This is a genomic window from uncultured Roseibium sp. (assembly GCF_963675095.2).
Lineage (GTDB): Bacteria > Pseudomonadota > Alphaproteobacteria > Rhizobiales > Stappiaceae > Roseibium.
The window spans coordinates 267,255-279,944 of record NZ_CAXXSJ010000028.1; the positions used below are offsets into that span (position 1 = coordinate 267,255).

At 61.2% G+C, this 12,690-nt stretch carries 10 protein-coding genes, 1 tRNA gene and 1 pseudogene; 9 read left to right on the forward strand and 3 right to left on the reverse strand.

The window, feature by feature from the left end; translation table 11 throughout:
* Nucleotides 1–100 precede the first annotated feature (100 nt).
* Nucleotides 101–340 carry a type II toxin-antitoxin system ParD family antitoxin gene (locus ABIN98_RS10975; protein ID WP_394701481.1) on the forward strand — a complete coding sequence of 80 codons (240 nt, stop codon included), beginning with the start codon at nt 101–103 and terminating at the stop codon, nt 338–340.
* The gene (locus ABIN98_RS10980; protein WP_346909907.1) at nt 333–608 is read left to right on the forward strand and encodes a type II toxin-antitoxin system RelE/ParE family toxin; all 276 of its coding nucleotides are present in this window, start codon (nt 333–335) and stop codon (nt 606–608) included. Before ABIN98_RS10975 ends, ABIN98_RS10980 begins: the two co-directional genes overlap by 8 nt.
* Before the next feature lie 180 nt (nt 609–788).
* Here ABIN98_RS10980 and ABIN98_RS10985 read toward each other — a convergent pair.
* Nucleotides 789–874: transfer RNA gene (locus tag ABIN98_RS10985), tRNA-Leu, on the reverse strand.
* Between the two features lie 182 nt (nt 875–1,056).
* Between ABIN98_RS10985 and map the strand changes: the two genes are divergently transcribed.
* The 3 genes from map to ABIN98_RS11000 all read left to right on the forward strand — a co-directional run bounded on the left by map (nt 1,057) and on the right by ABIN98_RS11000 (nt 5,054).
* Nucleotides 1,057–1,887 (forward strand): type I methionyl aminopeptidase, encoded by an 831-nt coding sequence (gene map, locus ABIN98_RS10990; protein WP_346909909.1) that lies wholly within the window; start codon nt 1,057–1,059, stop codon nt 1,885–1,887.
* 10 nt (nt 1,888–1,897) lie between these two features.
* On the forward strand, nt 1,898–2,605 hold the full coding sequence (radC, locus tag ABIN98_RS10995; protein WP_346909911.1) for a DNA repair protein RadC: 708 nt from the start codon (nt 1,898–1,900) through the stop codon (nt 2,603–2,605).
* 175 nt (nt 2,606–2,780) lie between these two features.
* Nucleotides 2,781–5,054 carry a bifunctional diguanylate cyclase/phosphodiesterase gene (locus ABIN98_RS11000; protein WP_346909913.1) on the forward strand — a complete coding sequence of 758 codons (2,274 nt, stop codon included), beginning with the start codon at nt 2,781–2,783 and terminating at the stop codon, nt 5,052–5,054.
* Between the two features lie 9 nt (nt 5,055–5,063).
* On the opposite strand, the gene meaB is transcribed toward ABIN98_RS11000, so the two are convergent.
* Both meaB and ppdK read right to left on the reverse strand, forming a co-directional pair.
* Nucleotides 5,064–6,020, reverse strand: a complete 957-nt coding sequence (gene meaB / locus ABIN98_RS11005) for a methylmalonyl Co-A mutase-associated GTPase MeaB (RefSeq protein WP_346909915.1) — start codon at nt 6,018–6,020, stop codon at nt 5,064–5,066.
* An 11-nt stretch (nt 6,021–6,031) separates the two neighbouring features.
* A pseudogene (gene ppdK / locus ABIN98_RS11010) lies at nt 6,032–8,701 on the reverse strand (pyruvate, phosphate dikinase).
* A 554-nt stretch (nt 8,702–9,255) separates the two neighbouring features.
* On the opposite strand from ppdK, the gene ABIN98_RS11015 reads away from it, so the two are divergent.
* The 4 genes from ABIN98_RS11015 (at nt 9,256) to pcp (ending at nt 12,674) form a co-directional block, all read left to right on the forward strand.
* Entirely contained in the window at nt 9,256–10,068 is an 813-nt protein-coding gene (locus ABIN98_RS11015; RefSeq protein ID WP_346909917.1) for a hypothetical protein, read from the forward strand.
* 50 nt (nt 10,069–10,118) lie between these two features.
* Nucleotides 10,119–11,051, forward strand: coding sequence for a tetratricopeptide repeat protein (locus ABIN98_RS11020; RefSeq protein WP_346909919.1), 933 nt, complete (start codon nt 10,119–10,121; stop codon nt 11,049–11,051).
* Nucleotides 11,052–11,059: 8 nt separating this feature from the next.
* Nucleotides 11,060–11,935 carry a 4-(cytidine 5'-diphospho)-2-C-methyl-D-erythritol kinase gene (locus tag ABIN98_RS11025; RefSeq protein ID WP_346909921.1) on the forward strand — a complete coding sequence of 292 codons (876 nt, stop codon included), beginning with the start codon at nt 11,060–11,062 and terminating at the stop codon, nt 11,933–11,935.
* A gap of 70 nt (nt 11,936–12,005) precedes the next feature.
* Complete coding sequence (gene pcp, locus ABIN98_RS11030) at nt 12,006–12,674, forward strand: pyroglutamyl-peptidase I (RefSeq protein WP_346909923.1); 669 nt, start codon at nt 12,006–12,008, stop codon at nt 12,672–12,674.
* Nucleotides 12,675–12,690: the final 16 nt, after the last annotated feature.

Sequence of the window (12,690 nt, forward strand, 5' to 3'; positions counted from 1 at the left end):
GCCGTGCCGCGGTCGTGTCCCTCGGTTATTTTCTGTATCCTGATGCATAACTGGTGCATAATCACACCAATTAAATGTACCGCCAAACGGGATCCGAATGATGTCGAGACAGAGTATTTCCCTGACCCGCCCGAACGACGAATGGCTCAAGGCGCAGGTCGAAAGCGAAGAATATTCAAGCAAGAGCGAAGTGGTGAATGACCTTATCCGCAAGGCGCGGGAGGTGGAAGAAATCCGCAAGAAACTGATCGCAGCGGAAGAAAGCGGCTTTTCCGATCGGACACCGGAACAAATCCGCGCCGATGCCAAAGCAAAACTCAAGAATGCCGCAAGTGTATGAACTCAAAATCAGCGCATCGGCCGACTTTGATCTGGCGACCCTCTATGAATACGGATTTGCTCAATGGGGAGAGGAACGCGCCGACCTCTACTACGATGCGCTGATCGATCATTTTCAGAAGCTTTGTGACAACCCGTTCCTGTATCCGGCCGTCAATGAAATTCGCCCAGGTTATCGCCGCAGCCTATGCGGCGTTCACAGCGTCTACTACAAGGTGACGGACACAGCCGTTGAGGTTATGGCCGTGATCGGGCGGCAGAATTTCTAGGAAACATCGCGCTCAAGTAGGCCGAAGGCCGATAGCGCCACAAACCCGCGCTCAAGCAGCCCGAAGGCCGGCAACGCACTCAAATTTGAGAGCCGTCCTCCTGCGCCAAGGCTTCGGAGGACACGCCTTCGTCTAACGAGTTTCAGTTGGCAAGCCACCCGAAGCTCGAAGAGCGAAGGGTGGTGCGGGCGACGGGACTCGAACCCGTACAGCCTAGGGCCGAGGGATTTTAAGTCCCTTGTGTCTACCAGTTCCACCACGCCCGCGTGTTCCCAAATGCCTATCCGCTGGTGAAAAACAGCGCAAGCCGATTTCGGGCCGTTATTAAGCAGTTTTACCCCCGGTCTGGAAAAAATCGGCCGACAAGGGTATGTGATGCGCAAGACAGGAAACGAAAGCCGCGCTAACCTGCGCGATAAACACCCTCTCAAGAGCATAAGTACCGCCCATGGTCACCTATATCGACGCCGCAGACGCCCCTTTGAAAAACACCGGACAGGTCCGCCTTTATGGACCAGAGGATTTCGAAGGTATGCGCAAGGCCGGACAGCTGACCGCTCGGTGCCTGGATGAACTGGCGGCCCTGGTCAAACCCGGTGTAACCACGCAGGAAATCGACGATTTCGTTTTCGAGTTCGGCGAAGCCAACGGCGCCCTGCCGGCAACGCTCAATTACCGCGGCTACACCAAGTCCACCTGCACCTCGGTCAACCACGTGGTCTGCCACGGCATCCCGAACGACAAGCCGCTGCGCGACGGTGACATCGTCAACATCGACGTCACCTACATTCTGGACGGATGGCATGGCGATTCCAGCCGCATGTATCCGGTCGGCAAGATCAAGCGTGCCGCCGAACGGCTGATCGAGGTGACCTATGAGTCGCTCCTGCTCGGCATTGCCGCGGCCAAGCCCGGCAACACCACGGGCGACATCGGTCATGCCATCCAGACCTATGTGGAAGGCGAGCGCTGCTCGGTGGTGCGTGATTTCTGCGGCCACGGCGTCGGACGCCTGTTTCACGACACGCCGAACATCCTGCATTACGGCCGTCCGGGGGAAGGTATCGAGCTGAAGCCCGGCATGATCTTTACCATCGAGCCGATGGTGAACCTGGGGCGCCCCCACGTGAAGGTCTTAAGCGACGGCTGGACGGCGGTAACCCGGGACCGTTCGCTCTCCGCCCAGTTCGAGCATGCCATCGGCATCACGCCGGAGGGCTGCGAGATCTTCACCACCTCGCCGGGGGGCCTGGATATGCCCGGCATGACGCCGGCCTGACGACCGGACCATGGGAGGCGGCCGGAAAGACCCTGAGGACAAGACGCCCTCGGACCACGCCGGTCACCGGGAACGGCTGCGCAACCGCTTTCGCAAGACCGGAGAAGCCGGCTTCGAGGATTACGAGCTCCTTGAGCTCTTGCTATTTGCCGCCGTGCCCCGCCAGGACACCAAGCCGATCGCCAAGGCCCTGCTTCGCCGTTTTGGCTCCTTTGCCGGCGTGCTCGCGGCCCCGCCCAAACTCCTGACCGAAATCCCCGGCGTCGGAGACAGGGTCGCGGAGCATCTGAAGGTCGTCCAGGCAAGTGCGGTCCGCTACACCAAAGGCCAGGTCGATGAACGGGCCGTGTTGTCGTCCTGGTCGCAGGTTGTCGCCTATGTGAAATCGGCCATGGCGCATTCGGACATCGAGGAATTCCGCATCCTGTTTCTCGACAAGAAGAACGGCCTGATCGCCGACGAGGTGCAGCAGAGGGGAACGGTCGACCACACCCCGGTCTACCCGCGGGAAGTAATCCGGCGCGCGCTGGAGCTGTCCGCGACAGCCCTCATCCTGGTCCACAATCACCCTTCGGGCGACCCGACGCCGTCGCGCGCGGACATTCAGATGACGAAGCAGATCATCGACATCGCCAAACCTCTCGGCGTCGAAATCCACGACCACATCATCGTCGGCAAATTCGGAGAGACGAGCTTTCGCGGACTACAACTTATCTAACGTATACCGGGTTCAACATTGTAACTTCAACGTATATCATAATTCATATTAGAATATATTTCTAACATAGTGAAAAAGATCAGTACAAGTAGCGCAAGTATTTTATTAACTAACTTCCTTCTGCATTCATTAGCAGCTTTAGGCGATATTATTACGGATATCTCCTGGAGCTCCGATGACAGCTGCAAAAGAAAGGCACGGCAACCGGATCGCGAATGCGATCATCATCCCGATGTTCGCGGTCGTGCTGATTGCCGTAGCGATCACCTTCGGGCTCCTGATCTGGTCCGCGCACATCTCCGACCAGGCAGCGGAAAAAAGTCAGCGCCAGCTGCTCAACGGGACTCTGCAGCTGACCCGCGACCAGTTTGCCAGACAGCAGGCAAGTGTCCTGGTCAACGACCCGATTTATTATATCACGACCGGGCCGATCTACGACACGGCCTGGCTTTACCATAACGTCGCCCTCTGGCTTAAACAGCGTTACGGCTTTTCCAGAACGATCGTGCTCGACCAGGATCGCAAACCCCGTTTCGTCGACGGCCCGAACGTCTATGAGAAATGGGTCACGCCGGATCTGCTCGATCGCATGGCCCCGGCGGTCAAAGCGGTCCAGAACCGTTATCTCGCTTCCCTGAAAGCACTACCGAGCGGGTTGTTCTATTTCGACCCTGATTACAGGATCAACGAACATACCCTGTCTGAAACCGGCATCGTTTCGATCAAGGGCAATATCTACCTGTTTTCCGCGACCGCCATCACACCGGAACTCGTCAAGCTGGTATCCCAGCGCGAGCCACCGGCCATTCTGATCAGCTTCAAACAATTGAATGGCGCATTGCTTGCGGAAATCGGCAGGGTTTCCGCGTTGGAAGATCTGGTTCTGGATTCCATCCCCGCGCCCGAAGCAGGCGGACCATTGATCGACCTGAAGGCTCCGGACGGGCATATCATAGGACATATCCACTGGCAGGCGGACCAACCGGGCCTGGAAATGCAGAGCAGGATCACGCCGGTCTTGACCGTTCTGGCTCTGGCCCTGGTCGGCCTTTCCATCGTTGTCATGACGTTCATCCGGCAATCGACCCGACACCTGGCTTCCAGCCGGGCGGATGCGGTGCGCGCATCCCTGCACGATCCGCTGTCGGGCCTGCCGAACCGGAGACAATTCAGCCAGTTGCTCGACCGGACACTGAATGATCCCAAGATCGTCAGCAACGGCGCGGCCGTCCTCTATTTCGACCTCGACCGCTTCAAGGACATCAACGACACGCTCGGACACGCAGCCGGCGACCACGTGATCTGCGCGATTGCCGAACGTCTGCTCCAGATTCTTCCCGAAGACGGTATCGTCGCACGCATCAGCGGCGACGAATTCGCGCTCCTGCTGCCCGATTGCCCGAACGAGACCCACGCGGAACGGTTCATGAGCCGGCTCCAGGACATGATGGTTCTGCCGGTCTCCTTCGGCCCCGACGAAATCCATGTCACCGTTTCACTGGGTGCGGCCCTCGCCCCCCGCGACGGACTGGAGGCGGAGGAGCTTCTGCGCAAGGCGGATATCGCCCTTTATGACGCCAAATCGAACGGCCGGAACCGATGGTCTTTCTTCGAGCCGTCCATGCAGGAACACGTCCGGACCAAGGACGAGATCGCGCGCGAATTGCGCAAGGCGATTGACGATGATCTCCTGGACGTCGCCTATCAGCCGCAGTGCGACAGCCGATCCGGCAGGATCGTGGCGATCGAGGCGCTGGCCCGCTGGAACCGGCCGAACACCGGGCCTGTTCCGCCATCGAGCTTCATTCCGGTCGCAGAGGAAACCGGTCTGATCAACGACCTGGGCCTTTGGGTCCTGCGCCGGGCCTGCCGGGATGCGCATCGTTGGCCCGGCGTCGTCGTTTCTGTGAACGTCTCGCCGACCCAGTTCAAGCACCCCCGCTTTGTCGAGAAGGTCATTTCCACCCTGGAGGAATTCGACCTCGACCCGGCCCGCCTGGAAATCGAGGTGACGGAAACCGTCTTTGCCGGTCGGGACAAGAAGACCCTGCAATCGCTGAAACGCCTGAAGGACCTCGGCATCAAGATCGCACTGGATGATTTCGGCTCCGGTTATTCCAGCCTGAGCTACTTGCGCCATTTCCCCTTCGATACCCTGAAGATCGATCGGGATTTCATTTCCGCCATGAGCGACAGCCCGGAAGCCCGCGCCATCGTGCGTACGATCATCCGCCTGGGGCAGGCGCTCGGCATGACCATCGTGGCCGAGGGCATCGAGGAAAAGCAGCAGGCCGACTATCTGACGGCCAACGGCTGTCACAGATTGCAGGGTTATTTCATTTCCCATCCACTACCCGCGCGCGATCTGGACGAGTTCCTGGCCGACCATGAACTCCAGGCGGAAATGCAAAGCCCGGAGCTGGCGCCCCTCAGACGCGCCGAGTACTAGAATTCATACTTAGATGTCGGACAAACCAAGCCGTTTCGACAACTCGTCCGAAACCGCACGAAAGGCCGAAAACGGAGCAACCGCAGGATCCGCTGCCTCGCCCCGACTTGCTGCTGCCTCAAGCCCTGCCGTGCCGAACCGGGTATGAATCATGTCCTCATACCATTGCCGGTGCTGCGCGGCCCGTTTTGCCTCAAGCCTGCCGCTTGCCGCCAGATGATGCCGATGCGCGGCGACACCATCGATCAGCTCGCCGAGGCCATTTCCGGAGCGTGCGGAGACTTCGAAAACAGGCACCTTCCAGCTATTCTTGTCCGACCTCGTCAAAGACAAGGCACCGGTGACGTCGGAAGCCGCCCGGCGCGCAGCCGGTCCCATGTCCGCCTTGGTAACGACGATCAGGTCGGGCAATTCCATCACCCCCGCCTTCATGAACTGAAGGCTGTCGCCTGATCCTGGCTGGATGCACAGCACCATGGTATCGGCTGCCTGCACAAGGTCGCTTTCCGACTGACCGATCCCGACCGATTCCACGATCACCCGGTCGCTGACCGCCCGCAACAGGGCAATGGCGGCAATGGCATGGTCCGACAGGCCGCCGAGCCGGTCCCGGGCTGCCATGGAACGGACAAAAACCTGTTGGTCTTCCGGGTCCGTATGCAACCGCGTCCGGTCGCCCAGAAGCGCGCCGCCGGTAAAGCGGGAAGACGGATCGATCGCCAGCACGGACACGCTTTCTCCCTGCCCGCGAAACGCCTTGATCAAGGCATCCGTCAGCGTCGACTTGCCAACGCCGGGCGGACCGGTCAGGCCCAGAACATGCCCGCCTTGAAAATGGCTGGCCTTATCGAGAAAACGCGCGGTTTCCGCCGACCCGGCCTCGGTTTCGAGCCGGGTGAGCATGCGCGCCAGGGCAAGCTTGCCGCCCTGGCGAAGGTCGTCGAGGTCCGGGAAGGGCCGGCTCACTGCCCCCTCCCTCAGGTCCTTGCCTTGAGAGCCGCCTGGGCCGCTGCCAGACGCGCGATCGGCACGCGGAACGGCGAACAGGACACATAGTCGAGGCCGACGGTTTCGCAGAACCCGATCGACGCCGGATCGCCACCGTGCTCGCCGCAGATGCCGAGCTTCATGTCGGGCCGGGTCGAGCGGCCGCGTTCCGCGCCGATCTTCACCAGTTCACCCACACCGGTCTGGTCGAGGGAAACGAACGGATCCTGTTCCAGCAGGCCCTTGGCCTGATAGGTGCCGAGGAAGGAGGCCGCATCGTCACGCGAGATCCCGAAAGTGGTCTGCGTCAGGTCGTTGGTGCCGAAGGAGAAGAACTCCGCCGACTTGGCGATTTCGCCCGCCTGCAGGGCGGCACGCGGCAGTTCCACCATGGTGCCGATCTGGTAGGTGAGGCTTTCACCCGTTTCCGTCTGAACGGCGGCGGCCATGGCCTCGATGCTGGCTCGAACCATATCCAGTTCGCCCTTCAGGCCCACCAGCGGCACCATGATCTCCGGCACGACCGGCGATCCGGTCGCCTTGCCTGCCTGGATCGCTGCCTCAAAGATGGCCCGCGCCTGCATTTCCGCGATTTCCGGATAGGAAACCAGCAGACGGCAGCCGCGATGGCCGAGCATCGGGTTGAATTCCTCAAGCGTATCGGCTCGTTCGCGCAGCTTGTCGGCCGAAACGCCCATGGCGCTCGCGACTTCCGCGACTTCCTCATCCGATTTCGGCAGGAACTCGTGCAGCGGCGGATCGAGCAGACGGATGGTGACCGGAAGGCCCCTCATGATTTCGAAAATCTCGGCGAAATCCTGGCGTTGCATCGGCAGAAGCTTTGCCAGAGCCGCCCGGCGACCGTCCTCGGTCTCCGACAGAATCATCTCGCGCACCGCGATGATGCGCTCGCCTTCGAAGAACATGTGCTCGGTCCGGCACAGGCCGATGCCTTCTGCACCGAATTCGCGCGCCACCTTGGCGTCGGCCGGCGTTTCCGCATTGGTGCGCACCTTCATCCGGCGCACGCCGTCCGCCCAACCCATGAGCGTGCCGAAATCGCCTGAAAGCGCCGGCTGCAGCATGTCGACTTCGCCGACCAGGATCTGGCCGGACGCGCCGTCGATGGTGATGATGTCACCCTTGTTGAGCGTCCGTCCGCTGGCGCTGATCGTACCGGCTCGGTAGTCGATCCGGACCATGCCGGCGCCGGCGACACAGGGCTTGCCCATGCCGCGGGCGACCACGGCCGCGTGGCTGGTCATGCCGCCGCGGCTGGTGAGAATGCCTTCGGACGCATGCATGCCGTGAATGTCTTCCGGACTGGTTTCCACCCGGACAAGAATGACCTTGCGCCCGGCAGCCTTCGCCTCTTCCGCCTCGTCGGAGGTGAAGACGATTTCGCCGGAAGCCGCACCCGGAGACGCCGGCAGACCGCTTGCGATGATATCCCGTTCCGCCTTCGGATCGATGGTCGGATGGAGGAGCTGATCGAGCGCACCCGGCTCGACGCGCATCACCGCTTCCTCTTCGCTCAAAAGACCTTCGGCGGCCATGTCGACCGCAACCTTCAGTGCTGCCTTGGCCGTCCGCTTGCCCGAGCGCGTCTGGAGCATCCAGAGCTTGCCCTTTTCGATGGTGAATTCCAGGTCCTGCATGTCCCGGTAATGGGCTTCGAGCCGGTCGCAGATCGACTGGAACTCGGCAAAGGCCTCCGGCATCAGGTTTTCCAAAGACGGCCGGGTCGAACCGGCCTCGATGCGTGCCTTCTCGGTGATGTCCTGCGGGGTCCGGATACCGGCGACCACGTCCTCGCCCTGGGCATTGACCAGGAACTCGCCGTATAGGGCCTTTTCGCCGGTCGACGGGTTGCGGGTAAAGGCAACGCCGGTTGCCGACGTATCCCCCATGTTGCCGAACACCATGGCCTGAACGTTGACGGCGGTTCCCCAGCTGCCCGGAATGTCGTGGAGACGGCGGTAGGTCTGTGCCCGATGGGTCATCCACGACCCGAAGACGGCACCGATCGCGCCCCAGAGCTGTTCGTACGGGTCCTGCGGGAACGGCTTGCCGAGATCGTTTTCGACCAGTCCCTTGAACTTGTCGATGATACCGACCCAGTCCTCGGCGGTGATTTCCGTATCCAGGCTGAGATCATTCCGGGACTTGTGCTCTTCCAGGATCTCTTCGAACTCGTGGTGATCAACGCCCAGCACCACGTCGGAATACATCTGGATGAACCGGCGGTAACTGTCATAGGCAAAGCGCATGTCACCCGGCGTCCTCGCCGATGGCCTTCACCGTTTCGTCATTCAGGCCCAGGTTCAGCACCGTATCCATCATGCCGGGCATGGAAACGCGGGCGCCGGAGCGCACGGAGACCAGAAGCGGGTTCTTCAAGTCGCCGAACTTCCGGTCCGTAGCCGCGCCGACCGTCTTCAGCGCTTCCTCGACCTGGGCCTTCAAGATCGTCAGGATAGGACTGACCATGATCGTAATACCAGGTGCAGACTTCCGTGGTGATCGTGAAGCCGGGCGTGCACCGGCAAGCCCAGATTGCTCATCTCGGCGAGGTTGGCCCCCTTGCCGCCGAGCAGATTTTTCATATCTGCGGCGCCGTCTGCCGTTCCATTGCCGAAATTGTAGACCCATCTGGTCATCAGTCGTTCTCCGTCTCGAGTCGTGCCTCGGAGGCTGTGCACCGGGCTTTTTGCGCCGCACATTCCTGCTATGCCGCGGTTTCTGACTCAAGTTTTTTTTTAGATGAGACGGCAAACATCCAAAGGCTGCGGCAACAAGACCCAATCGGAAACGCCTCTTTTAAGCACTACTGCAGGGGCAGGCTTCATAAATCAGATTGGAATGGTATGAGCCAAATTGTTCGGATACGAGGCGCAAATTCGCAGGAAACCGTCCGGTTTTCCAGAACTGGCAACGCTGTAGCCGGGCAAATCGGACATATCCTGAAAGGACGCCGAAACGGCTTCGATCTGCTGCGTCGAACCGCTCAACCGGGCAGGGAGCCCGCTTTTCGCGTCTCTCCTTGCAGCTCTTTGCCGTGTACGGCGCCATTTCAACCTGATTTATGAATCCTGCCCCTGGACTTTCCGGGGACTTTCAGGCCTTTCCCTTGCCCGGGGGCCTTAAAGGGGCCATTGTCGGGCCTATACTACGTGCGGAAGTGACTATGACGTCCGCAAGCATGCGAGGTTACATGACTGAAATCACCGGCGCGAAGCTGACAATCCGGAAGAAGCCGTTCCGCGTTCTTTTCCTTGCGCTGATGGGCACTGCCGCTTTGGGCAGCGTGACGCCAATGGCGCACGCTGAAACCGGTGGAGAGCCGAAGATACAGTACGGCACGCCGACGGATCTGCCGGTCACCCTGTCAGGCAGCTATCTCTCAGGCCGCCTCGCCGGCGTCGAGAAGGATTTTTCCCAGGCCGCCGCATTTTACGAAGAAGCGCTCGCAGCCGACCCCACGAACCCGGTCCTGCTTGAGCGCACCTTCCTCCTGAAACTCGCAAACGGGGATATCGAGGATGCCGCCCGGTACGCCGGCAATCTCGAAAAGCTCGGCTCGCGGAATTTCCTCGGTCAACTCACGCTCGCAGCCGAGGCCATGCGCAACGGCTCCTATGACGACGCGGTGGCGCTACTGGACTCCAACGCGGGCGGACCGCTCGCCGATCTCTCGATCGGCATTGCGAAAGGCTGGGCCCAATACGGCGCCGGTGATGTGGACCAGGCGCTCGCGACCATTGCCGAATTGAAGGGGCCGGATTGGTTCGACGTCTTCAAGGCCGATCACAGTGCCCTGATCCTGTTCGCCGCCGGACGGAACGACGAAGCGCTCGAACAGATCGAGATCGCCTATAACGCTGACCAGGGCGCCATCCGCGTGGTGGATGCCTACGCACGGCTACTGGCCGCCAACGGCAGGAAGGACGAAGCCCTGAAGGCGCTGGAAGACTACGACCGGCTGCTCAAGGGACACACCCCCTCCTGGCACAGACCCAGGAGCTGATTGAATCCGGAGCCGCGATCCCTCCGATCCTGTCCGTTCCTGCCGAAGGCATGTCTGAAATTCTCTACGGGCTCGGGGCCGCGATCGGACGCGACAGCGCGGAGGAACTTGCAACCGCCTTCCTGCAGCTGTCCCTCTACCTCGATCCGAAAGCCCAGTTCGCGGCCGTAAGCCTGGGTGGCCTCCTGGAGCGTATGGGTCAGCCGGAACAGGCCATTGAGGTTCTGAAAATGGTTCCGGAAGACGCTGCGCTCAAGCGCGATGCGGAAATCCAGATCGGACTGAACTACAATTCAATGGATCGCGTGGACGAGGCCCGCGAGCATTTGTCCGCGCTGATCGAGCAGGATCCCACCGAACTGGAAGCGATTGTTTCCCTCGGCAATGTTCTGCGCGGTCACAAGATCTTCGACGAGGCCGAGGTGGTTTACACGAAGGGAATCGATTCCCTTGACGGCAACATGCAAAAGGAACACTGGCTGCTGCTGTATTTCCGCGGCATCTGCCGCGAACGCCAGGACAAGTGGGATCTGGCCGAAGCCGACTTCCGCAAAGCGCTCGAACTCTTCGAGGACCAGCCGCTGGTTCTCAACTACCTCGGCTATTCCCTGGTCGACCAGGGGCTGAAGCTGGACGAGGCGCTCGGCATGATCAAGAAGGCCGTCGAGCTGCGTCCGACGGACGGCTATATCGTCGACAGCCTCGGCTGGGTCTACTACCGACTCGGAAAATATAACGAGGCCGTCAAGGAACTGGAACGCGCGATCGAACTGCGCCCCTCCGACCCTGTCATCAACGACCACCTGGGCGACGCCTACTGGAAGGTGGGGCGCAAGAACGAAGCCCGGTTCCAGTGGAACCATGCGCGCGATCTGGGTCCGGAACCGGAAGAACTGCCGAAGATCCTGAAAAAGATCGCAAACGGCCTCGATGATGCACAGGCCGACGAAGCCAAGGCCGACGGCAGCAAGAACGGCGGCTGACCGGCCTGATGCAGCATGACGAGAGCGGCGGCGCGTTGTCGGAAACCGCCCGGGCCAAGATCAATCTTGCGCTTCACGTGACCGGCCGGCGCGAAGACGGTTATCACCTGCTCGATTCGCTGGTGGTCTTTCCCGACATCGCAGATCGGCTGTCGCTTGAACCGGCGGCGGCGTCCGAGCTGCGGCTGGAAGGTCCGTTTGCATCAGCTCTCGAGGGCCCCGCTCAGGACAACCTGGTGCTCAAGGCCGTCCGCCGCTTCGCCGAGACATCCAGCACATCGCCGGATGTCCGCGTGACGCTCGAAAAGAACCTGCCCGTGGCGTCGGGGATCGGCGGGGGATCGGCCGACGCGGCAGCCGCACTTCGCCTCATGGAACGCCACACCGGACAATCGCTGCCGCAACAGCAGCGCCTCGACCTCGCGCTCGCGCTCGGGGCCGACGTACCGGTGTGCCTGGAACAGAAGCCCATGCGCATGAGCGGTATCGGCGACATTCTGACCCCCGCACCGGCCATGCCGCCTGCCGGCATCGTCCTGGTCAACCCGATGGAAGCCGTCGCCACCCCCGCCGTGTTCAAGGCGATGACGAAGCGGGACAATCCCCCCCTACCGGATTTGCCGGGCAGTTTCGCCGATCTGAACACCCTCTGCGCCTACTTGAGGCACACTCGCAACGACATGCAGGCCGCCGCGGAAGCCCTGTGCCCCGCGATCTCCGGCGTGATCGCGGTCTTGAACGCACTGCCGGACGTCGCATTCGCCCGCATGTCCGGATCCGGCGCCACCTGTTTCGCCCTGTGCGAACCGGGAAAGGAAAGCCGGATCGCGGCGGACGTCGTCGCCGGGCACCCGGACTGGTGGGTTAACGCCGGCAAGCTTTAGACTATGTCCATAGGATCATGGTTCACTCGATCCCTGACAGAAATCACAGGGACAGAAAGGAGACCCGGCGATGGAGACCATCCTGCTGACGGGGTTTGAAGCCTATGGCAATACGGCGGTTAATCCGGCGGAACATGTGGCCAGGCTGCTGGACGGCGAGACAGTCGGCAACGCGTCCATCATCTCCCGGATCATTCCCAACACGTTTTTCGTCTGCATCGACGCGGTGCGGGACGCCATGGCCGAAACCGGGGCATCCACGGTCGTGATGATGGGGGAATTCGGCGGCCGGGCGATGGTTACGGTGGAAAGAATTGCCCAGAACCTCAATGATTCCAGCCGCTACGGCCTCAAGGACAATGCCGGCGTGACCCTGCAGGACGCTCCGACCGCGCCCGACGGGCCGGTGGCCTATCACAGCAATCTGCCAATCCGGGCCATGGTCCATGCCATGCGCGAGGGTGGAATTCCGGCCGATATTTCCGATGCGCCCGGCACGTTCTGCTGCAATCACCTTTTCTACGGCATCATGCACCATATCGCCTCGGCAAAGCTTCCCGTGCGCGCCGGCTGGATTCACCTGCCGCACCTGCCCCAGATTGCCGCCCTTCCGGAAAACCTCGGCGCTCCCAGCATGTCGGCGGAAACCGCCGCCCAGGGCGTTCGTCTGGCGCTTGAGGCAATCGTTACCCACCCGCAGGACATTGACATCCCGCTTGCCTCGCGCCTGCAGGTCTAGGCCCGGCGCAGGCTTG